The 21,238-nt window shown below is 67.8% G+C and carries 18 protein-coding genes and 1 tRNA gene; 11 read left to right on the top strand and 8 right to left on the bottom strand.

The annotated features are described in order from the left end of the window. Positions 1 to 21 precede the first annotated feature (21 nt). Positions 22 to 486, bottom strand: a complete 465-nt coding sequence (locus tag DBO33_RS03615) for a GatB/YqeY domain-containing protein (RefSeq protein WP_107653764.1) — start codon at positions 484 to 486, stop codon at positions 22 to 24. 146 nt (positions 487 to 632) lie between these two features. Here DBO33_RS03615 and DBO33_RS03610 point away from each other — a divergent pair, with 146 nt between their 5' ends. The 7 genes from DBO33_RS03610 to DBO33_RS03575 all read left to right on the top strand — a co-directional run bounded on the left by DBO33_RS03610 (position 633) and on the right by DBO33_RS03575 (position 7,567). Next, a complete protein-coding gene (locus tag DBO33_RS03610) occupies positions 633 to 1,595 on the top strand; it encodes a metallophosphoesterase (protein WP_107653763.1) in 963 nt (320 codons plus the stop codon). Between the two features lie 38 nt (positions 1,596 to 1,633). Beyond that, entirely contained in the window at positions 1,634 to 3,514 is a 1,881-nt protein-coding gene (locus tag DBO33_RS42550) for a hypothetical protein (RefSeq protein WP_159080108.1), read from the top strand. A 96-nt stretch (positions 3,515 to 3,610) separates the two neighbouring features. Continuing rightward, positions 3,611 to 3,684: transfer RNA gene (locus DBO33_RS03595), tRNA-Pro, on the top strand. Positions 3,685 to 3,895: 211 nt separating this feature from the next. Beyond that, positions 3,896 to 5,086 (top strand): DUF418 domain-containing protein, encoded by a 1,191-nt coding sequence (locus DBO33_RS03590; protein ID WP_107653760.1) that lies wholly within the window; start codon positions 3,896 to 3,898, stop codon positions 5,084 to 5,086. Positions 5,087 to 5,196: 110 nt separating this feature from the next. Continuing rightward, complete coding sequence (locus DBO33_RS03585) at positions 5,197 to 5,949, top strand: SDR family NAD(P)-dependent oxidoreductase (protein WP_107653759.1); 753 nt, start codon at positions 5,197 to 5,199, stop codon at positions 5,947 to 5,949. 179 nt (positions 5,950 to 6,128) lie between these two features. Continuing rightward, complete coding sequence (locus DBO33_RS03580; RefSeq protein ID WP_159080107.1) at positions 6,129 to 6,650, top strand: GNAT family N-acetyltransferase; 522 nt, start codon at positions 6,129 to 6,131, stop codon at positions 6,648 to 6,650. Positions 6,651 to 6,733: 83 nt separating this feature from the next. After that, positions 6,734 to 7,567 carry a hypothetical protein gene (locus DBO33_RS03575; RefSeq protein ID WP_107653757.1) on the top strand — a complete coding sequence of 278 codons (834 nt, stop codon included), beginning with the start codon at positions 6,734 to 6,736 and terminating at the stop codon, positions 7,565 to 7,567. 75 nt (positions 7,568 to 7,642) lie between these two features. Here the strand turns inward: DBO33_RS03575 and DBO33_RS03570 are convergent, their stop codons facing one another. The 4 genes from DBO33_RS03570 to DBO33_RS03555 are packed head-to-tail and all read right to left on the bottom strand — an operon-like array spanning position 7,643 to position 12,484. Continuing rightward, complete coding sequence (locus DBO33_RS03570; RefSeq protein WP_107659948.1) at positions 7,643 to 8,626, bottom strand: SCO2521 family protein; 984 nt, start codon at positions 8,624 to 8,626, stop codon at positions 7,643 to 7,645. 3 nt (positions 8,627 to 8,629) lie between these two features. Beyond that, a complete protein-coding gene (locus DBO33_RS03565; RefSeq protein ID WP_107653756.1) occupies positions 8,630 to 9,655 on the bottom strand; it encodes an SCO2522 family protein in 1,026 nt (341 codons plus the stop codon). Between the two features lie 6 nt (positions 9,656 to 9,661). Then, positions 9,662 to 10,582, bottom strand: a complete 921-nt coding sequence (locus DBO33_RS03560) for an SCO2523 family variant P-loop protein (protein WP_107653755.1) — start codon at positions 10,580 to 10,582, stop codon at positions 9,662 to 9,664. A gap of 3 nt (positions 10,583 to 10,585) precedes the next feature. Next, positions 10,586 to 12,484 (bottom strand): SCO2524 family protein, encoded by a 1,899-nt coding sequence (locus DBO33_RS03555; protein ID WP_107653754.1) that lies wholly within the window; start codon positions 12,482 to 12,484, stop codon positions 10,586 to 10,588. A gap of 610 nt (positions 12,485 to 13,094) precedes the next feature. Between DBO33_RS03555 and DBO33_RS03550 the strand changes: the two genes are divergently transcribed. Beyond that, entirely contained in the window at positions 13,095 to 14,234 is a 1,140-nt protein-coding gene (locus DBO33_RS03550) for a Fic family protein (RefSeq protein ID WP_107653753.1), read from the top strand. Here DBO33_RS03550 and DBO33_RS03545 read toward each other — a convergent pair. After that, the gene (locus tag DBO33_RS03545; RefSeq protein WP_199856522.1) at positions 14,231 to 14,914 is read right to left on the bottom strand and encodes an arsenate reductase ArsC; all 684 of its coding nucleotides are present in this window, start codon (positions 14,912 to 14,914) and stop codon (positions 14,231 to 14,233) included. The two genes, DBO33_RS03550 and DBO33_RS03545, sit on opposite strands and share 4 nt — an antisense overlap. A gap of 176 nt (positions 14,915 to 15,090) precedes the next feature. Here DBO33_RS03545 and DBO33_RS03540 point away from each other — a divergent pair, with 176 nt between their 5' ends. The 3 genes from DBO33_RS03540 to DBO33_RS03530 all read left to right on the top strand — a co-directional run bounded on the left by DBO33_RS03540 (position 15,091) and on the right by DBO33_RS03530 (position 18,986). Continuing rightward, positions 15,091 to 15,792 (top strand): GntR family transcriptional regulator, encoded by a 702-nt coding sequence (locus tag DBO33_RS03540; protein ID WP_107653752.1) that lies wholly within the window; start codon positions 15,091 to 15,093, stop codon positions 15,790 to 15,792. Positions 15,793 to 15,884: 92 nt separating this feature from the next. Next, positions 15,885 to 17,609, top strand: coding sequence for an allophanate hydrolase (atzF, locus tag DBO33_RS03535; RefSeq protein WP_107653751.1), 1,725 nt, complete (start codon positions 15,885 to 15,887; stop codon positions 17,607 to 17,609). 144 nt (positions 17,610 to 17,753) lie between these two features. Beyond that, positions 17,754 to 18,986 (top strand): FAD-dependent monooxygenase, encoded by a 1,233-nt coding sequence (locus tag DBO33_RS03530; RefSeq protein ID WP_107653750.1) that lies wholly within the window; start codon positions 17,754 to 17,756, stop codon positions 18,984 to 18,986. 56 nt (positions 18,987 to 19,042) lie between these two features. On the opposite strand, the gene DBO33_RS03525 is transcribed toward DBO33_RS03530, so the two are convergent. Both DBO33_RS03525 and DBO33_RS03520 read right to left on the bottom strand, forming a co-directional pair. Further along, positions 19,043 to 19,633 (bottom strand): TetR/AcrR family transcriptional regulator, encoded by a 591-nt coding sequence (locus DBO33_RS03525; RefSeq protein ID WP_107653749.1) that lies wholly within the window; start codon positions 19,631 to 19,633, stop codon positions 19,043 to 19,045. Then, a complete protein-coding gene (locus DBO33_RS03520; protein WP_107653748.1) occupies positions 19,630 to 20,856 on the bottom strand; it encodes a cytochrome P450 in 1,227 nt (408 codons plus the stop codon). Before DBO33_RS03520 ends, DBO33_RS03525 begins: the two co-directional genes overlap by 4 nt. Positions 20,857 to 21,238 lie beyond the last annotated feature (382 nt).

Here is a 21,238-nt window from a genome sequence, read left to right as displayed (position 1 = left end):
TGCGTGGGACTCGAAAGGTGCTTACAACCGGGCCTTCACGGCTGCGGACAGTCGCGACCCGTCGGCCTTGCCCTCCGCCAATGCGGTGGCGACCTTCATGACCTGGCCCATCTGCCGCATGCCCGGCCGCTCGCCGAGCTCCTCGGCGACCTGCGCGATCGCCGTGTCGGCGACGTCGGCCACCTCCGCTTCGCTCAGCTGGGTGGGCAGGTACTCGTCGATGATCCGCGCCTCGGCGTGCTCGTTGGCGGCCAGCTCACCGCGACCGTTCTGGGTGTAGATCTCGGCCGACTCGCTGCGCTTCTTCGCCTCTTTCTGCAGCACGGCGATCACGTCGGCATCGGAGAGTTCGCGCGCCTCGGTGCCTGCGGTCTCGGCCGTCTGGATGGCGGCGAGCAGCATCCGCAGCGTGGCGAGGCGCAGCGTGTCCTTGGCTTTCATCGCGGCGGTCATGTCCGTCCGCAGTTGCGCTTTGAGTTCCGACATGAGGCTCACGGTAGCTGGTCCTTCGCAACCCGCCCACCACATTTGCGCTGCTGCGGCGAATCCCGACGCTGTTTTCCGGGGCATGCGCAAGCACTTGTGCGTAAACACACTCGGCGTTCCACAACGGGGTCACCTATGCTGGGCAAATGCCCGTAATCTCGACCTCTGCTGTCCGCACGACCGCGTTGGGAGCCGCCGGGGCGGCCGTGGCCGGAATCGGCTATGCCTCGCTGGTCGAACGCAACGCCTTCGTTCTGCGGGAGGCCACGATGCCGGTTCTCGCGCCGGGATCGTCGTCGCTGCGGGTGCTGCACATCAGCGATCTGCACATGACCCCCGGTCAGCAGCGCAAGCAGCAGTGGCTGCGGGAACTGGACCGGCTGGAACCGGACCTGGTCATCAACACCGGCGACAACCTCTCGCATCAGAAGTCGGTACCCGCGGTAGTCCAGGCCCTCGGCGGATTGCTTTCCCGCCCGGGGCTTTTCGTTTTCGGGAGCAACGACTACTTCGCGCCGGTGCCGAAGAACCCGATGAAGTACTTCAAGAAGGACCACCGGCGCGTCTACGGCGCCCCGCTGCCGTGGAAAGACCTGCGCGCGGCCTTCACCGAGCGCGGCTGGCTGGATCTGACGCACATCCGCCGCGACCTCGAGGTCGCCGGCATCCGGATCGCCACCGCGGGAGTCGACGACCCGCATCTGCACCGCGACCGCTACGACACCATCGCGGGCGCCCCGAACCCATTGGCCGACTTGCGCATCGGCCTCACCCACTCCCCCGAGCCGCGCGTGCTCGATCGCTTCGCCGAGGACGGCTACGACCTGGTCCTGGCCGGGCACACGCACGGTGGTCAACTGTGTCTGCCCGGCTACGGCGCGCTGGTCACCAACTGCGGCATCGACCGGTCCCGGGTCAAGGGCGCGTCCAAGTGGGGCGAGCACACCCAGCTGCACGTCTCCGCGGGCGTCGGCACCTCGCCGTGGGCGCCGTACCGTTTCTGCTGCCGCCCCGAGGCCACCCTGTTGACGCTGGTCGCCGCGCCGCCGAAGCGGCCGTCGGCCGACACCGGCCAGGGCGTGTCCACATCGGAGGCCGTCGCCCGCTAAGGTCGCGTGCCGAGACGTGTGTCAGGCAGGGGACAACTGTGAGTGGATTCGACGACCGGCGCGACGACCCGACGGTTCTGGGCCGACCCGGTGCGGCCCACCCAAATCAGCAACAGCCATCCGGCGCTGACCAATTCGACCAGGCAGGCGCGCAGGACGAGGGCGAACGGCAGGCGCCCGCGCGGCCGTGGAAGCGGGATTCGGGCTTCCATGAGCAGGTGCAATGGCCGCCTGCCGACTCGAACGCGCAGTGGCAGCAGGGCGCAGCGGGCTCGAGCGGGTCGTCCACTCCTGACCCCACCCTGCAGTGGCAGCCAGGTCAGACGCCAACGCCCGACTATCAATGGCAGCCCAGCCCCAGCGGGCAATCTCAACCGGCGCAGCAGTGGCAGGCCGGTGGCTCGCCCGCGGCCGACGCCCAGTGGCAGCCGAGCGGCTCGACCCCCGACGCCAACGCCCAATGGCAGCCCAGCGGCAGTCCGGCGCCCAACGCCCAATGGCAGCCCAGCGGCAGTCCGGCGCCCAACGCGCAATGGCAGCCCGGCGGGCGCGGCCAGGCACCGCCGACGCCGCAATGGCAAGCCCCCACAGCGGGATCCGGTCGCGCCGACCCAACTCAATTGGCACAGCCCGTATCCGGCGGGCAAGCGCATTGGCAGCCGTCGACCACCCCGCCGGGGCAAGCCGACCCAACCCTTATGGCACAGCCGCTTTCCGGCGGACAAGCCCAGCCCGCACAGTGGCAAACACCGACCGCCGCACCAGGGCAAGCCGACCCAACCCTGCTGGCACAACCACTTTCCGGCGGGCAAGGGCAATGGCAGCCGCCGACCGCCACGCCGGGGCAAGCCGACCCAACCTTGTTGGGACAGCCGCAGTCCCGCGATTTCGGTGAGCCCGTCGGCCTGTGGCAGCCCAGCCTCGGCACGCCCGAGCCGAGTCAGCAGGCGCCGAGCGAGGCGGCACCGACGATGCTCGGCTATCCCAACGCCACTCGACTAGGCCAGCCCGACCCCGCCCTCCAATGGCAGCCTGCGACCTCGGCGCCCACCTATGCCGCGCCGCAGTACGGGCAGCCGGTAGCGGGTGCGTACGCGCCGCAGAGCGGGTTCGGCGGACCGCCGCGGCAGCAGCCGCCCGGCCACGGTGCGGGCGGCCCACCGCCCAGTGGGCGCGGGAAGGCGGTACTGCTGGTCGGACTGGTGGTGCTGCTGGTCGCGGCCGGCGCGGTGACCGCGGTGACGCTCGCGAAGCGCGGCTCGGACAACTCGGATTCGCAACGCAACTCACCCTCCATGGTCAGCGCACTGACCACCAGCGCGGAGGCTTCCCCGACCCCGTCGAAGTCCAGCATCCCGCCCACGCCGGCCAACGGCCGCAACGAGCCGCCCGTGATCCCCGGCTACCAGGTGGTCGTGGCCCCCGACCGCGGCGCGGCCTACGACGTGCCCGCAGGCTGGACGATCGCGCCGGAGACCGCCATCGGCGGGTTCGGTGAGCCGCCGAACGCGGTGGCGGGCAAGGGTTACGCCAGCGACGGCAAGGGCTACTGCCCGGGCTCGACCCGCACCGCGTCGTTCCTCACCGGCTCGAAGGACCCCGATTCCGGCGCCGCCGCAACCGAACTCGGCACCCGAACGGCCAAACTCGCCTACACCGCCTCCGCCGACGCCCACCCGGCCCCGCCCGTGCCGATCGACTCGCTCGACGGGACGCAGCACGGCATGTTCGTGGAAACCAAGGGCACCGTCACCGAGGCCAAGCCCGGCTGCGCCACCGCGTACTCCGTCTACACCGCCGCCTTCCCCACCGAGAACGGCAGCTTCGTCATGGTGATCGCCGCCGACACCGGCGTCCCCGGCGCGCTGGACGCCGAGACGGCCAAGCGCATCTTCACCAGCATCCGCCCGCACGACTGACGGCCCTGCCACCGAATCGCTCCGCAATAACCCCCTCTGAGCTGGGGGTTTAACGTCTACACCGACCTTGTTGTAAGGTAGTCCAGGTTCGATTCACGGGGTGTGGCGCAGCTTGGTAGCGCGCTTCGTTCGGGACGAAGAGGTCGCAGGTTCAAATCCTGTCACCCCGACTCGTGGTTGAGACGAACACTTTGCCCCCGGCCTGCCAAGGCCGGGGGCAAAGTGGTTTCCGGGGGTTGCCATTCGGCGCGGACCTATTGAGACACAAGCCATTCAGCTGAAGTGAAGTCGAGCGTGCTCGAACAGTATCCGAATTAGTATCTGTCATATAGTATCTGTCACATACTTACTTGCCGCCCGATCGACGGAAGCCGGAAAACCATGACCGATCAGCTGGTCGCACCCCGCGCCCGCATCTACGACGTAGACGCCCTGCGCGGATTCGCGCTGCTGGGAATCTTCATCGTCAACATCACCTTCATGTCCTCCGGATACCCCGGCAACCTGGCGACCGACCCCGCCTACACCGCACCGCTCGACGACCTGGTCCGCGCGCTCTCGTCGGTCTTCGTCGACATGAAGTTCTATCTGCTGTTCTCATTCCTGTTCGGCTACAGCTTCACCCTGCAGATGAGCGCCGCGGCCCGGGCGGGCGCCGCCTTCGAACCACGCATGCTGCGCCGGATCGCAGGCCTGTTCGTGCTCGGCGTGCTGCACATCGTGTTCCTCTACGGCGGTGACGTTCTCACCACGTACGCGCTCGCCTGCCTCGTCCTGTTCTGGATGCGCGGGGCCACCGACCGCACCGCGCTGCGGGTGGTCGCCGCGATGTATGTCTTCGTCCTGGCGAGCCTGCTGCTGAGCGGCCTGCTCCTGGACACCTCGGCGATGCTGCCCTCGGCCGCCGAGGCGCAAGCCAACGGCAGGCAGGCCACCGAGGCGCTGCTCGGCGGATGGGGCGAGATCATCGGCGAGCACCTCGCCGGACTGCCACTGCTCGTCCTGCAGGCGGTCACCCTGCAAGGACCGACAGCGCTCGCCATGTTCCTGCTCGGCCTGATCGCCGGACGCCGGAAACTGCTGGCGCAGGTGCGCGGCGACGAAGCGATCCTGCGGCGCATCCAGTGGATCGGCTTCCCGGTGGGCCTGGCAGGCAGCGTGCTCTACACGCTCGGCGGCGGCACCGGCACCGCGCTGCCCGTCGCGGTCAGCGTCGCCACCGCACCGCTACTCGCCGCCGCGTACGTCGCGACCCTGCTGCGCATGATGCACAGCCCGCGCACCGCCTGGCTGCGCACCGCTCTCGCGCCCGCCGGACGGATCGCGCTGACCAACTACCTCGGCCAGTCGCTGATCGGGCTGCTCCTGTTCACCGGCGTCGGGCTCGGCGCGGCGGGCAGCCTGTCCCCGTTGGCGACGCTCGCGGTGGCGCTGCTGGTGTTCGCGGCCCAATTGGCGGTCAGCGCAGCGTGGTTGCGCCGGTATCGGTACGGACCCGCGGAGTGGCTGCTGCGCTGGATCACCAACGGCAGCCGCCCGGCCTGGCGAGCGGTCGAGAGCCGCACGGGGTAGTGAACCGGGGTCGATTCGGCCGGCCCCGGAATGCATACTGGCTCTGCCGGTCACCCAGCGGCGAATGTGTCTCTGCGGTGGTGGTTTCCGCACAACGGAAAGGCGAAGTCATGAACGCGACCGGCCCGCTCGCCGGCAAGACGGCCCTGATCACCGGTGCGGACGCCGGGATCGGCAGGGCCATCGCTTGCACCCTCGCCAGGCAAGGGGCGCAGGTGGTGATCCAGCATCCGCACAGCCCGGAATCGGCCGCCGACGTGGTCAAGGAGATCACCGCAGCCGACGGCTCGGCGCTCGCCCTCGCGGCCGACCTCGGCGATAGCGCCGAGTACGACGAGCTGATCCAGGTCCTGCTCGAGGACTGCGGACACTGGGACCTCCTGGTACACACCGCGTCCACAGCCCTCACCACATCGCTGCGGGACCTCTCGGCGGAAGAGTTCGAGCTCGGTTTCGGGGCTCCGGTCAAAGCCCTGCTCAACGGTATGCGGCTCGCCGCAACGCACCTCGCCGACGACGGCCGCATCATCACCGTCGCCGCGGCCACCGCGCCGGGCAACGCCGTCGACAACGCCGCCACCGGAGCCATCGCGGAGTTCACCCGCCTGCTCGCCACCGATTTCGCGGCGCGGCGCATCACCGTCAACGCGGTCACCTCGGCCGCGAATGCGGATGCCCGGGCGGCGAGCGACGACCAGGACAAGAGCGAGCACGAGCCGAGTTACGCGCCGGGGTCGAGCGTGCTCGATCGACTCGCCGCGGCGACCGAGATCGCCGATGTGGTGGCCTTACTGGCGAGCGAGGACGCCGCAGCGGTGACGGGTCAGCACATTCGAGTCGGCGCCGGGACGTCAGGAAGCTGAGCCGCAGGTGAGGCAAATTATTCGCAAATGTGCGGCAACCGGAGTGCACGTACGATGGGAAGTAGCAGTATCGCAGGATGACGCGGCGGCACGGCGCGGGGAGGCCTAAACTACCTCGATGCGGATCGCGCGAGCCGGGTTCGCCTCGACCGGCCGAGCAAACGCCTACGCTGTGGTTTATGACCCGTGTTACCGCGCAAGGGAGCACATTGGACATCGCGACGACGAAAATCGCGACGACGTCACCGACGCCTGTGTATCGCATTGCCGCGCTGTCCGATCTGGACGGCGTCGCCGCGATCGAGACCGAACGCTTCGGCGATCAGTCCTACCCGTACTTCGCGCTGCGCCAGCTCTTCGACCTGCACGGCGCCAACTGGCTGATCGTCGAGGTCGACGGCATCGTCCTCGGCCACGTGCTGGTGGCCCTGCTGCCGGATCGGCGCGCGTGGCTGCTCAGCCTCGCGGTTACCCAGGAGAGCTGCGGCCGCGGCTACGGGTCGACCCTGCTGACCGAAGCGATCAAGCTGTGCCGCAAGCAGAAGATGCGCAGCGTGCTCATCACCGTGCGCCCGACCAACCAGTCGGCATACAACCTCTACCGCCGCATCGGCTTTCAATGGACCGGACACCATGAAGAGCGCTACTTCGGTGCGGGCGAGCCACGGGACGTGTTGGAGTACAGGCTGAGCAACGCCTGATCAAGGGCTCCAGAAACTCCGCCGAACTCGGTAATCTGGATCAGGCGCGTCCAGGCGGGTGCCCGAGCCCCCGGGGGAGCTGAATGACCGAGCAGGAACCGCGTTCGGAATTCATCGAATCGACCACGACACGAATCCTGCGCCGGGCAGCCAAATACGCCGACGAGACCTACCGCGACAGCGCGCCCGGCGAGTACGCGCTGCTGGACGGACTCAATGCCGACGTCGAAGCGGTACTCGGCCGATACCACCCGCCGAGTCCGTGGCGGCGCGGCGACAGCCTGGTGTTCGCACATCTCTACGCCGACGTCAGGGAGGACACCGCGGCGACCGACGAGGACGAACACGCAGTGGTGGACGTGATCGCCGCGCTGCTCGCCGCCGAGGTCGAGTTCCGCGGCCCTTTGCGCCTCAGCCATACCCAGAACACCCTGCTCGCCCAGGTATACGAGCGACTCGGCGCCCAGCTGCGCCCGCTCGGCCTGCCCGCGCACGCCGTCCAGTCCTTCGGCCGGGCGGCCACCCTGCACCGCCTGAACGAGGACATGGACGCGGTGGACCGGTGTGGACTGCAACAGGCGCGGGCGCGGTGCCAGACGAAGCCACGCGGCTTGCCGCGCATGGGTTCGCTGCTGTCGGATCTGCTGTGCGGCTACGGATATAAGCCGTTCCGGTTGCTCGGCTGGATCGCGGTGCAGCTGGCCGTGTTCAGTGTCGCGTTGCAGCTGCTGAGTCAGGAGCCGCTCGGTGACTCGCTGTATCTGAGCATGACCAGTTATCTGAATCCCATGGGGCTCGAGGATACCGGCACGCTGGCCGATGGCGGGCGGGCATTGCTGGCCACCGAGTCCTGGGTGGGCACGGTGTCGCTGTCAGTGTTCTTCGCGCTGCTGGTTCGCCGTTGGTTCCGCTTATAAAGCTGGGCTGCAACATAATTCGATGGTCGTTTGAGTTTGCACCGGAACCACTCTGGTGAATGTGCCTGTGCACGATCACCACTCGGTGGTGCTCACCTGAATACGACGGGAAAGGTTGTTCCACTGCGCCACTCGCAGCCGATCCCGCACCTGCCCGATCAGCGCGGTCCACTGACGCGAGAATCCTGGATCGGACTGCAGATCCTTCCACAGGCTGCGCAGGGCGGGCGGGGTGTGCGCGCCAGGCATCCACAGGTGCGCGAGGTGCTCCAGCACCGCGGCCAGGATCTCCATCTGTTCCCGGCTGGACGCCGGGAACCGATCGGCCTCCTCGATCGCGGTGTCACCGACCGTCAGCAACCAGTCATGCGCTGCCAGATCCTCGCAGAACCGCTGTGCCGCATCGAGATCCGACTCGCTCCGGACGATGATCCAGGCCGAGCGCACCGAGTCGTCGTCCAGTCGCAGGCGCACCTTCGGCCCTGCCGAGCCGCCCACCTTCGCCGTCCAGCGCAGCCGCGTGGTCGCTACTTGCAGCGGCGCCTGCTGATCCAGCCTGGGATCGGCGCGTAATCGGGCGAGCAGGCGTTCGCTGATCGAGGCGAGATCGAGGGTGTCCGTCGAGGGGCGGCCGTCCAGATAGCCGTCGGCCAGTGCGTCACAGGCCGTCTCCCGGTCGCCGAGCCGGTCGAGCACCTCGGTCACGCCGACCCGGCTCAGGTAGTGCGACCAGGTCTGGCGCCGCCGCTCCGCCGCCCGGATCACCTGGGTGCGCACCGAACTCTGCAGCACCCGACCGCCCGTCACGACCGCGCGACCCGCGACCGTACCGACCACGCGCACCGGCGCGGCGTCGGGCAGCAACAGCTTGCAGTCCACCCCGACCGGTGTGGTCGGCGAAACGGCCAGCGTGCAAGGCCGTTGCCGCCACAGCACCCGCCGACCCGGTACCAAAGCGAGCAGTTCGCTCGCTTCGGCACGATGCAGGGTGGCGGACGCGGGGACCAGGCAGGTGCGCACCTCGCCGAGGGCGATCAACGGAGTAGTCGACGGCCCCATCACTCAGGATCCGTCGAGCAGTAGGTGGGATAGGCGTTCGGTGACCTTGCGCGACACCGTCACCGGCACGTCGTCGTAGACGCCACACCTGATGATCTGATCGACCACATCGCCGTCCAGGTCGATGTGGTCGAGGATGAGCCGTACCGAATGTTCGATGGCCAGATAGCGTTTCGGCAGCATCGACAGCGCCTTGTAGGCCGCGAACGGGGTGGCGGCCGAATTCAGCTGCACCACAGCGGGAATCTCGCGCCACCGGCTCGGCCAGCCGTCGCCCGCCCGCCACGGCTGCGGCACCACCACCGCCGCGCCGTCATAACGCAGCATGCCGAGCCGCAGCAGATGCCAGACCGAGGCGAGGAACGCGCACGACCATTTGGTGTGAATCTCGTTGCGCCCGTTGACCACCTCCGGTCGCTTGCTCCACAACTGCACGTCCAGGAAGATCGAGTGCTCGCGCCTGCCGAACTCCTCCGGCGGCCGATACGGCTGCACCCGCATGGCCTGCGCCGGTTCGTCCAGCGAGGACCGCCGTCCGTTGCACAGCCAGCCGGATTCGGCGGTCGGCGGCCGGCGACCGGTCGACGACGAAATCTCGGGCTCGGCCACGATCCTGGCCGCGACCATCTCGGCCAGCCGGATCGGCTCGTCCAACGGCACCCCGTCGACGAACGGGTCCGCCTCCCAGCAGCCGGACTCGCGCGCCAAATAGTCGATGCGCAAACCGGTTTCGTCCGCAGCGGTGAGCAGCTTGCCGAGGATCTCGCGCGGATCGGTGTCCGGCTGGAAGTAGTCATCGATCAGATAGCAGGTGCTCACCCGGGCCCGCGGGCCGAATTGCACCCTGGCCGAGGCGATGAAGGCCTCGACCAGCGGCACGATCCGGCGGAACTCGCGGACCACCTGATCCATGTCGTTGGCGATCTCGTTCATGTAGAAGTGCCCGACCTCGATCGACAGATGCGACAGCGGCACCCGGTCGATCCGCGCCCGTTCGGTCTCTTCGCTGTACCCCACGGAGTCCCTCACGGCGGATCAGAACCTCTCCCAGGTCGCGGCGTCCAGCAGGCGCCTGGCCAGGTCGGCATACGCCGCCGTGGTGGCGGGGTTGGCGATCTTCGCGTCCACGTCCATATCCATGATCACCTGCTCGCGCCACTGCAATACCGGCTCCATCGGCGTCTCGCCGAGCAGCGCGCTGGCGCCGAGCTGGTTCGCCGACGCCAGCCGCTTGAGCGCGGCATTCTGCTCCATCAACCAGGCCGTCTGGGCGGGCCTGCGGTCCACCGAGCCGGGCAGGGTCGGCGCGGGTACCGCGGTGCGCACGTAGCGGACCGACTCCAGCAGCTCCACCGGATCGTGCCCGCACTCCTTACCCGTCTGCTTCAAACCGTGCGGGCCGTGCACCAGCCCGCTCGCCGCCAGAATGTGCTGGCGGGTCCACCGGTGAAAGATCAACCAGCGGGCGGTGAACGAGCGCAGCTGCGGCAGCGCGGTGGCCTTCAACACCAACTCCAGCGCGACCGAGCGGCCCGCGCTCAGATCGATCAGCACCACCTTGAACTCCTGCTCCAGCGCGAGCAGCAGTTCCGCGCACCGCGCGACGACCGCGTCGTCGGCCGTGAGGAATTCGGCGCCGCCCTCGTCACCCGGCAACAGCAGCAGCTTGCCCGCCCGCGGACCCAACCGGCGCAACGCAGGCCGGTCCGACGCGGTGCGCACATCGATCCTGGCGGCAACGCCCGTCTCCCCGAGCAGATACGAATGCACGCCGTCCTGACGGGGCGTGCCGCGTTCCACCGCACTGATCTCGAACAACGCGCCCGCGGTCGGTGACCCGAAATCGAAGTCGACGTAGGCGACATTGCGACCGCTCGTGCACAGTCGATACGCCAGGTTGCAGCTGGTCACCGAGCGACCGGTGCCACCCTTGTCCGAAGTCGAGAACACCAGCATGGGTCAGGCCCTCGTCGCATCGCGTCGCGCGTAGGCCAACTCGTACAACTGCTGCAGCGCCTGCCCGGCCAGGATGAACGCGGTGGCCGGCTGCTCGTTCGACAGCCGCCGCGCCTCGTCGAGTTGCTGTTCGATCCGCGAGAGCATGACCTGCGAGACGTCCGGATCGCCGACCTCCAGCATTTCCTGATTGAGCAGATGTTCGGCCTCACTGCGCATCTCCACGGCGCGCGTGATCATCGACCGCATGGCCAGCGGTGGCTCACGGAAATTGCGGTCGGCCGAGACCAAGCATTCGACGACACGTTCGGTCAGGTACCAAGACGGTTGCACCGCAACGTCTTCGGATTCCGCCTCGAACTCGGGCTCGACCGCCGTCTTGGCCAGACCGGGCCGCTGGCTACCCGCCACCCGCTCGGCGTCGTCCCACAGGCCGGTCGCCGGGCCGGTGGCGATCTGGCGCCTGCCGAGGTGATCCATGGTGAGTTCGGCCAGCGACATCAACCGGTCGCGCATGGCCACGTCGCCGGACAGCTGCCAGGCCTGCAGGGATCGTTTCAGCAACAGCGTCGCGAAGTCCGGCACCACCCACACCAGCGGCGGACCGCCGCCGATGCCCTCGCTGCCCGGCAGCGTCATCTGCACGCCGGGGTAGTGCAGCGCCGCGGCCGGATCGCCCGCGGTGAGCCTGCTGATGATGCGTCCGCGCCTGGCCAGCTGGTCGAAAACGGCCACCAGCTCCGGTAATTCCTCGGTGGTCTGCCGGTTGGCGAAGTCCTTCAGCACCATGGTCGCGACGGCGAGGGTGTAGTAGTCGGACTCCTCGCCATCCGACGTGCGCCAGGGGATGTCCTCGAGCGGCCAGCGGCCGGGGCCGTAGCGCGCGGCGGTGGACCAGTAGCGCTGGGTCAGATCCCAGCGCAGTTCCAGCGCGTCCGCGAGTTGGCGTTGCTCGTCGTTGAGCAGGTCCATTTCCCGGGTGCGACGCCAGGTCAGATCGTCGATGCCGTCCAGCGCGACGATGGTGAAATACAGGTCGGGGCGGGAGACCGCGTAACCCGGCTGGTTGCCGATCCGGCCCGACACGAAGTCGATCGGCGAGGCCTTCTGATCGATCCCCCAGCTCCAGCCGCATTCGAACAGCAGCAGGTCGTCCTCGAGATCGATGTCGGGGGTCTGCCCCAGTTTGACGTCGTTGGCCATCTGCACGCGGACCCGGTCGAGCCGGCGCGCGATACCCGCGATCACCGCGTCCTCCGGTGCGCCGATCTGGTTGAGCATGCCCAGAATCGCTTGTCCCTGATCGGATTTCGGGCTCGGGGTGTGCACGACGAAGCTCCGCACCAAACCCGTCATGGCCGCGGTGAGCCGGGTGCTGACCCGCGGCATCAGTACCCGGATGCGGGCCGACAGTTCCCTGGCCTCGCGCCGCACCTCCTTGTCCACGAACCGCTGGAAGACCCGCAGGAAACGCAGCGACGAGATACAGAGGGTGAGCGACATCGAGTATGCGTCGACCACTTCCAGGCCGTACTGCTCGGCGCTCGGTTCGCGCTCGTCGGTCGTGCGCAGATAGCTGCCCGCCGCGAAGATCGGTTCGCCGTCGGGCGCGGTGTAGCGGGTGAAATAGTCCTCGAGCACCCCCACCAGTGCGCCGCCGATCCGCGTTTCCTCCCCCAGCGGAATAAGCACCGAACGAATGTCGTCGGACATATCGTCGGGTTGATCCAGTGCGAATGCCTGGATCTCGGTGGCCGGATACAACAAACAAAGCAACTGCTCGGTATCGCTGATCGAGTTCGCCCCGTCGCGCCCACCCCAATGCCACGCCCCTTTGTCGTAGCAAGCGGAAAGCAACGACCGCCATACTTCCAAAAGCTGCTGCCGCGGCTGGATCCTCATCAGCCCCCCGTTCTCGCTACGAACACTGACTGCCTAAAGTGTCCCCCCGTTCCGAGTATTTACCAAGGGTATTGACCGACAACACGATCTACGCACGGTGTAGTAATCGGATATTCGGCGAGGTCACCGCAGTGTTGAAAACCGTTCGAGGACACTTCGGCCCGCATCCCCGACCCGGCAGAAGATCGAATCACAGTGTCCCCGCGCACCGCTCCCGTACCTTTCGGTCCATTTCGTCACTCCATTCCCGAGCTCGATCCGCTGTTGCGGACCGACACAGCACGGGTCGCCCGAGGGAATCCGGCACAACGGGTAGCCCTTTTCGCGATTCGAGCATGACTCGTAAACCGTCAGCGGATATGGATCCCACACCCCGGCGCGCACTCGATTTCACTGACGAATTGCTGCCCGTATTTGCAGTAGCCGCCTACCGCACGATTCGATCGCTCCCCGGAAACCGGCCGGGCACGAAACGGCCGCGTCAGCATGGCGTCACCGTGCGACCGGTCGTCACGCTCCCGCAGAGAGAGATGTCCTGATGTCTCTAATCTAGAGACATCAGTCGGCACTTGTCTTAAGATTAGAGACATCAGGACATGGAGGTCGATCAGTGCTGTACGCGACACCCGAGCTCGACCCCACCGACAAGGCCGTGCTGACCGGCATCTACCGGCGCCGCGCCAGCCTCGCGTCGGCCATGCGCGTGCCCAAACGCTGGCCGGGCCTGCTGCGGCGCAATCTCATGGCGCGTGCCATCCGAGGTTCCAACAGCATCGAGGGCTACCGGGTCGAAACAGATGACGCGGCGGCCGCGGTGGACTACGAAGAAGCGCTCACCGCCGACGAGCAGACCTTCGCCGAAATCCGCGGGTACCGCCAGGCGCTCGGCTATGTGCTGACGGTGGCGCAAAGTGCCGCGCCCGTCGACGAATCCACCATCAAGGCACTGCATTTCATGCTGCTCGGCCACGATCTCGCGAAGAGTCCCGGCCAGTACCGCACCGGGCCGATCTATATCCGCGAGGACACCAGCGGCGACACCGTCTACGAAGGGCCCGGTGCGGCACTGGTCCCCGGGTTGATGGCCGAACTCGCCGGGGCGCTCGAGTCCGACACGGACCCGATCGTGGCCGGTGCCATGGCGCATTTGAACCTGGTGATGATTCATCCCTTCCGCGACGGCAACGGGCGAATGGCGCGGGCGCTACAGACCCTGGTCGTCTCCCGAGGCGGGATCGCCGAGCCGACGTTTTGCAGCATCGAGGAGTGGCTCGGCGTGAATACCGATGACTACTACCGCATCCTGGCGATCACCGGAGCGGGCGCCTGGTCACCGGAGCGTGATGCCGCGTTGTGGCTGAAGTTCAACCTGCGCGCACACGATATCCAGGCGCAGACCGTCGAGGGCAGGATGCATCGCACCGAACGCGCCTGGCTACACCTCGACGACCTGGTCGGCACCCACAAGCTGCCGGAACGAACCACCGACATCCTGTACGACGCCTTGATCGGTTTCCGCATCCGCCGACACGGCTATCTCACCCGCGCCCAGATCGACGAAAGAACCGCCTCGCGTGATCTCAAGGCCCTGACCGATCTCGGACTCCTTGCCGCGCGCGGCGCGACCCGGGGCCGCCATTACGTGGCGGGCACCCACCTCATGGAACTCAGATCTGTTCTCCGCGAAGAAGTTCCGCGCCGAATCGTGGATCCTTACCCGGGACTCAGAGCAGAGTTGGTGAAACCCTAAACAGCGACGCCGAGTTCGGTGAGCAGGTGTTCTACTCGGGTGCGGATGGTGTTGCGAATGGGGCGGATTTGGTGGAGGGGGAGGCCGGCGGGGTCTTCGATGAACCATTCTTCGTAGCGGGGGCCGGGGACGAGGGGGCAGGTGTCGCCGCAGCCCATGGTGACGATGACGTCGGCGGCGCGGATGATCTCGTCGGTCCAGGGTTTGGGGTATTCGTTGGCGATGTCTACGCCGATTTCGGCCATGGCGGCCACCGCGGCGGGGTTGAGGGCCTGGCCGGGGTCGGAGCCGCCGGACCAGGCGACGGCCCGCCCCTTGGCAAGGTGGGCGAAGAAGCCGAGGGCCATCTGGGAGCGGCCCGCGTTGTGCGTGCAGAGGAACAGCACGGTGGGGCGCGGACGGGCGACCTTGCCCTGCACCTTGGCCAGCGCCTGCAGCCGCTGCCTGCCGAAGCGTTCGGCGAGCAGCGGGAGGTAGCGCGTTACCGTTGCGCGCGAAGCGAATTCGTCGTACGAAGAATGCAGGTAGTGGTGGATGGTGGCGAGGTCGAACATGGTGGCGAACTCTTCGCGCAGCCGTGCTTCGGCGTGCGCGAGCGCCGTCTCGTGATCGAGGGAGAGCAGGCGGTATGCGGGTGTCGCGGAGCTTTCGGTCGTACCCGACTTTTCAGGCTGAGACACCCACCCAGGGTCTCAGGCGGGCACTGACCTGGGCAAACGAACACCCTGTAAACCCCGTCACACCGAGGTGAACGCGACACCGCGACGAGACGATCCGGCGGGCGGTGAGCAGGCCCTTACACCTCGCTAACCTGTCGTCACCTCACCGAAACGCGAGGTCCATAGCGTATACACCCATGTCGACACGGTTGGCCACACTCGAAGACGCCGCGGGCCGACCGCTGCGCGACGTGGTGTACGCGGCGCTGCGCCGGGAGTTGATGAACGGGGACATCAAGTTCGGCGAGCGACTCACCGAACCGAAACTGTCGGCGCGCTTCGGGATTTCCCGCACGCCGATCCGAGAAGCGTTGACGGTGCTGTGCTCCGACGGGCTGCTGCAACGCGAAGACTACGGTTTCAGCCCGGTGCGCCCGAGCGTGCCGCTGATCCGTGACCTCTACGAACTGCGAATCACCTTGGAGCTGGGCGGAATCCAGCGCGCGATGACCAACCCGGCGGTGTCCCACGACCGCGCACTGCTCGAGGTGGAGCGTGACGCCTGGCTGGCATTGCGCGCCGACCCGCCCGCGCAGGAACCGGGGTTCGTGGTGCGCGACGAGGAGTTCCACGTCACCTTGCTCACCGCGGCGGGCAACGCCGAAATGGTGCGGGCGCTGCGCGCGGTGAACTCGCGGATCAGGCACGTCCGCATGTACGACTTCATGGTCAACAACCGCATCGAGACCACCATCGCCGAGCATCTCGGCATCCTGGATGCCGTACTGGCCGAGGACCTTTCCCGCGCCTACCAGCTGCTGCACACCCACATCGGCGAATCCCTCGATGTCGTGCTCGAGCGGGTCACCCGCGCCATCGCCGCGATGGCCGCCGAATAACACCCACCGGAAGAACCCGGAATTCGCAGCTACCGGTCGCGCGAGTGCCAAGGTAGAACTGCGAACCGTTGAGCAGTGATCGGAGTCGACCAATGTCTGCCGACAGCCCAGGCAACAGCGCATCGCCCACCGAGCGAGTGCGGTCCGCGTATCGGCGGATCGCCGCGGTGGACCGGCCGGAAGTGTGGATCACCCTGCGGCCGGAGCACGAGGTCGCCGCCGACGCCACCGCGGTCGAGCAGCAACTCGCCGAGGGTGCGTCGCTCGCGCTGGCCGGCGTGCTGCTGGCGGTCAAGGACAACATCGACGTCGCCGGGCTGCCGACCACCGCGGCCTGCCCGGAATTCGCCTACACCCCCGAGGTGACCGCGTCCGCGATCGAGCGATTGGTCGCGGCGGGCGCGATCGTGCTCGGTAAAACCAATCTCGACCAGTTCGCCACCGGCCTGGTCGGCACGCGCAGTCCGTACGGCGCCGTGCGCAACGCGCACGATCCCACGCTGATCTCCGGCGGCTCCAGTTCCGGTTCGGCGGCGGCGGTGGCGCTGGGTATCGCCGATATCGGAATCGGCACCGACACAGCGGGTTCCGGCCGAATCCCGGCGGCGCTGCACGGAATCATCGGCCTCAAAGCCACGTTGGGCATCATCCCGGCCCACGGTGTCGTGCCCGCCTGCGCGGACTACGACGCGGTCACCGTCTTCGCCGCCGACCTCGCCGACGCGGTGACGGCCGCCGCGATCATGTCCGGACCGGAGCCGCGTGATCCGCGTAGCCGCGGCTGGCCCGCCGATGTCCGGTTGGCGGCACCGCAGGCACCGCGCATCGCAATCCCCCGTGCCGCGGACCTCGCCGCGTTGAGCGGGCCATACCGGGACGCCTTCGCTCGAACCACCGCTGCCGTAGCGGCATCCGGCGCGAAGCTCGACGAGATCGATGTCTCCGGCCTGCTCGACGCCGCGCTGCTGCTCTACGACGGCGCGATCGTCGCCGAACGGTATGCCTCGGTCGGCGCCTTTCTGGCTACGGCACCCGCCGGCGCCGATCCCACGGTGGCCGCCATCATCGAAGCAGCCGGTAGGACAACAGGTCCCGAGTTCGCCGCCGATCTGGACGCACTCGCCCGAGCCCGGGCAGCGGCGGCCGTACTACTCGACGGCTTCGACGCGCTCTTGCTGCCGACGACCACCGAGCACCCGAGTATCGCTGCGGTACAAGCGGATCCGATAGATATCAACAGGCGGCTGGGTACCTACACCAACTTCGGCAACCTGCTCGACCTGGCGGCGATCGCGATCCCCGGCCAACCCACCGCCGACGGTGCGCCTTTCGGCGTCATGCTGGTGACGCCGGCCTTCGCCGATCAGGTCGGCGTCGATCTCGCCGCCCGCCTGCTCGGCGCCGAGTCCGCGCCACTACTGGTCGAGCGCGGTGTCGAGCTGGCCGTTTTCGGCGCGCACCTGCGTGGCCAGCCCCTGCACTGGCAACTCGAACAGATCGGGGCCCGCTTCGCCGGAGACATCCGGACCACCGACGCCTACCGTCTGACCGCCCTGGCCACCACACCGCCGAAACCGGGCCTCGTGCGTCACGGTGCCAGCCGCGGCGCCCCCATCGCCGGTGAGCTGTTCCGCGTCGCCGAAGCAGGACTCGGCAGTTTCCTCGCCGACCTTCCCGACCCTATGGCGCTCACCAGTATCGAATTGTCCGACGGCCGTTGGGTTATCGGCTTCGCCTGCACTTATGAGGCCGCGGCCACCGCAACCGACATCACCTCCTTCGGCGGCTGGAAGGCCTATCTCGAACAGCGCCCGTAGGTAGCACACCATCCTCGATTCGCGGTCCGCCGCCGTACCTTGGCTTTGCCTGCACATCCGTCTTACACATTCGTACTAGACATTTGTGCAAGAGCCCTGTAGACATATGTCCAAGACATTCGGAGTCGAGCAAGGGAACAGATCATGAGCGCCACCACCACCCAGCCCCGCGTCCTCATCGCCGGCGGCGGCATCGGCGGCAATGCGGTTGCGTTGCAACTGCTTCGGGCGGGCATCCGGGCCACCGTGGTGGAGCGCGCCGAGGCGCCGCGACCGGGCGGGCAGGCGGTCGACCTGCGCGGCCCGAGTGGTGCGGTCGCGCAGCGGATGGGGCTGATGCCCGGGATCCGCAAGTATCAGCTCGACGAGCGCGGTTTGAAAATCGTGGACGGCACGGGCCGCGCCCTGGTGCGCATGCCCACCGAACTGTTCGAAGGCAAGGGTGCCGTCGCCGAAATCGAGATCACCCGAGGCGATCTCAACCAGGTACTGCTCGACGCGCTGGCCGATGCGGGCGACGTGGACTACCGCTACAGCGAGTGGATCACCGCTATCGAGCAGGACACGACCGGCGTGCAGGTCACCTTCGCCTCCGGCACGCAGCAGCGCTTCGACCTCGTCATCGGCGCCGACGGCCTGCACTCCGGCACCCGCCGAATGGTGTTCGGCCCCGAAGAGCAGTTCGCCACCTACCTCGGCGGCTACATGTCCTTCTTCACGCTGCCGTCCCCGGACGACGTGGAGCCCAACTGGTTCACCATGCACTCGCTGGTCGGCGCGACCAGTATCGGACTGCGCCCCGACGCCGACCCGGCGACCGCCAAGGCCCTGATCACCATCCGTACCGACGCCGATCCGGCACTGCGCCGCGATGTCGCGGCCCAGCAGGACCTGATCCGGCAGCGACTGGCCGGTGGCGGCTGGGAGTCGGCCAGGATCGCAGGTGCGCTGGGCGAGGCGACCGATTTCTACTTCGACGAGCTGGCCAGGATCGACATGCCGAGCTGGTCGGAGGGCCGGGTCGTGCTGCTGGGCGACGCCGGGTACTGCGGTTCACCACTCACCGGCAACGGCACCGCGATGGCACTGATCGGGGCGTACGTGCTCGCCGGTGAAATCGCCGCGCACGCAGACGATCTCGCGCAGGCGCTGGTCCGCTACGAGGAAGTGCTGCGCCCGTTCATCGCCGAGGCACAGGAACTCCCGCCGGGCGGGCTGAAGGCGATGACGCCCAAGACCAGCTTCGGCATCCGCGCGGGCCAGACCCTCAGCAAGCTGATGACCACGAAGCTGCTGCGGCCGCTCATGCTGAAGATGCTCACCAAGAACGAGTCCTACGAACTGCCCGACTACACCACGCAGACCGTCGGCCGGTAGCTCGAAAACGCCACGACCGCAGCCACTCCCGGGCTGCGGTCATTTGCGCACAGCCGTTACTCGATCGTCGTCTGCTGGTCGAGCAGGAACGGCAGGGCGAAGTTGCGAAGCAGTGCTCGCTCGTCGTCTTCGGTCGCACCGGGCAAGGTCAGCAGCGACACCATCACCCGCACGAACCATTGGCCGAGTCGGCGGGCAGCCGGCGCGGGCAGGTCCGGCCGGAAGCCGCTGACGAAATCGGTCGCGAGGGTGTCCACCACGTCCGACGAATTCGACAGCTGCGCAACGATTCCCGCGTTGACGGGCGTGAACCATACGGCCAGATGCGGGGTTTTGCGTACCTCGGCGAGCAGTGCGGTGAGACCGTCGAGCAATCGTTCGCCCGGGTCGGTGGCGGCGGAAACGGCCGGATCGCGCCACACCCGCTCGACCACCTGGCGAGCCTCGCGGCCGGCGAAGGCGATGTACAGCGCTTGCCGGTTGTCGAAGTAGCGGTAGAGCGTCGCCCTGGAACAGCCTGCGGCCTCGGCGACTTCGGCCATGCCGACGCCGCTGACCCCCTTGTCGATGAACAGCGCGCGGACCGCGTCCAGGATGCGCTCGCTCGCCAGCTCGGCGCGACCGTCCGCCAGCCAGTCGCCGGTCATCCGGCACACCGGAACGGAACCGTGGTCGGCCTGCGCACGTACGGCCCCGGTGCGTATTCGACGGCGTCGATATCCACCGCGAAGTTCGGGAAGCGATCGAGCAGCTCCTCCAGAGCCACCCGGGCCTGCATCCGGGCCGCGGCCGCACCGAGGCAATGGTGCGGTCCGTGCCCGAAAGTGAGGATGCGCTGCGGGTTCCGGTCGATGTCCAGCGCGGCCGCGTCGGCACCGAAGGCGCGTTCGTCACGATTGGCCGAGCCGAACACCAGCAGAACCTTGCGCCCTGCGGGAATCGTCTTGCCGCCCAACTCGACTGCGCGGGTCGTCGTACGCGCCAGACACTGCACCGGCGCCGTCAGCCTCGCGAATTCCTCTATGGCCGTGCGGATCCGGCCCTGGTCCGCGACCAACGCGGCGCGCTGCTCCGGATGTCGGTGCAGCAATTGCACCGCACCGCCGAGCAGTCCCGTCGTGGTGTCGTTGCCGCCGGCGACCATCGTCCAGGTGTAGGCCAGAATCTGCACCAGGCCACGCACATCCGCGTCGTCCGCCGCCATGCCCGCCTGCACGAGCAGCGACACCGTGTCCGTCCCCGGGTCGGTGCGCCGCCGCTTGATGAGTTCGGCGAAGTAGCCCATCATCGCCATCGAAGCGGGCATGGCTTCGGTGCTCGCGCGATCGGTACTGCCCGCGACCACCGCGTCGGTCCACCCGTCGAACCGATCCCGATCGTCGGCGGGCACCCCGAGGTAGTAGGCCACCACCATGCTCGGCAGCGGCTTGAACAGCTGCTTGACGATGTCACCGCCGCCGTGCGCGGCGATCCGGTCGAGGCGTTCGCGGACGAAGGCGCGCACCACCGGTTCCACCTCGGTGACCTGACGCGGCGTGAACCCGCGGGCGACGAGCTTGCGAAAGTCGGTGTGCTCCGGTGGATCCTGCATCACCAGCGGCGGATTGTCGGTCAGCCCGATCTGTTCCAGCTCGCCGTACTCAACGGTCAACCCGTCGCGCGAGGAGAAGGTCTCGCTGTCCCTGGCCGCCGCGTACACGTCCGCGTGGCGGGTGAGCACCCAGTAGTCGTGGTCGGGACGCGTCGGCGGCACCACGTGATGCACCGGATCATGTTCGCGCAGTGCGGCATACATCTCCCACGGCGACGTCCAAGTGGCGCCGGAGCGGAGCTCGAAGGCGGGAGCGGGCCGATACGCATCGATCACCATGTAGTGACGATAAGACAGATAGACGATTATGTCTAGAACGAGTTCTAGTTCGGGTTGGCGCCGGGCCGATCACCCTCCGAAACCGGTCCGGCTGCCCTCCCGAGTCGGGACCGTGCCGCGCACCCGCGGTTACCTTCGGCAGTGGCAACACGGTGATCGTTGCCGGTCAGCTCCCGGAAGAGCCTGCGAAAACGTGTCCGGTACCCGAGTGGCCCGCCAGGCCGGTCACCCCTCGAAGACCGGCCCGGCAAGCACTCTCCCCGAGGCCCGACCTGTCAACCCCTCGAAGACAGGTCGGGCCCCGTTCCCCACCCCCGGCGGTGGATCCAACCCGTCTCTTATACACCTCTCCCCGCCCCCCCGACCCGACTATATCCCGTAT

This window comes from Nocardia suismassiliense (genome assembly GCF_900269665.1).
Taxonomy (GTDB): Bacteria; Actinomycetota; Actinomycetes; order Mycobacteriales; family Mycobacteriaceae; genus Nocardia; species Nocardia suismassiliense.
Note: the sequence above shows the minus strand (reverse complement) of the source record. Positions and strands in the feature narration are given on the sequence as shown.

Bases quoted from the DNA above. Each gene is read 5' to 3' on its own strand.
- DBO33_RS03615 (WP_107653764.1), bottom strand. From the start codon at position 486: ATGTCGGAACTCAAAGCGCAACTGCGGACGGACATGACCGCCGCGATG.
- DBO33_RS03610 (WP_107653763.1), top strand. From the start codon at position 633: ATGCCCGTAATCTCGACCTCTGCTGTCCGCACGACCGCGTTGGGAGCC.
- DBO33_RS03590 (WP_107653760.1), top strand. From the start codon at position 3,896: ATGACCGATCAGCTGGTCGCACCCCGCGCCCGCATCTACGACGTAGAC.
- DBO33_RS03585 (WP_107653759.1), top strand. From the start codon at position 5,197: ATGAACGCGACCGGCCCGCTCGCCGGCAAGACGGCCCTGATCACCGGT.
- DBO33_RS03580 (WP_159080107.1), top strand. From the start codon at position 6,129: ATGACCCGTGTTACCGCGCAAGGGAGCACATTGGACATCGCGACGACG.
- DBO33_RS03575 (WP_107653757.1), top strand. From the start codon at position 6,734: ATGACCGAGCAGGAACCGCGTTCGGAATTCATCGAATCGACCACGACA.
- DBO33_RS03570 (WP_107659948.1), bottom strand. From the start codon at position 8,626: ATGGGGCCGTCGACTACTCCGTTGATCGCCCTCGGCGAGGTGCGCACC.
- DBO33_RS03560 (WP_107653755.1), bottom strand. From the start codon at position 10,582: ATGCTGGTGTTCTCGACTTCGGACAAGGGTGGCACCGGTCGCTCGGTG.
- DBO33_RS03555 (WP_107653754.1), bottom strand. From the start codon at position 12,484: ATGAGGATCCAGCCGCGGCAGCAGCTTTTGGAAGTATGGCGGTCGTTG.
- DBO33_RS03540 (WP_107653752.1), top strand. From the start codon at position 15,091: ATGTCGACACGGTTGGCCACACTCGAAGACGCCGCGGGCCGACCGCTG.
- atzF (WP_107653751.1), top strand. From the start codon at position 15,885: ATGTCTGCCGACAGCCCAGGCAACAGCGCATCGCCCACCGAGCGAGTG.
- DBO33_RS03530 (WP_107653750.1), top strand. From the start codon at position 17,754: ATGAGCGCCACCACCACCCAGCCCCGCGTCCTCATCGCCGGCGGCGGC.
- DBO33_RS03525 (WP_107653749.1), bottom strand. From the start codon at position 19,633: ATGACCGGCGACTGGCTGGCGGACGGTCGCGCCGAGCTGGCGAGCGAG.
- DBO33_RS03520 (WP_107653748.1), bottom strand. From the start codon at position 20,856: ATGGTGATCGATGCGTATCGGCCCGCTCCCGCCTTCGAGCTCCGCTCC.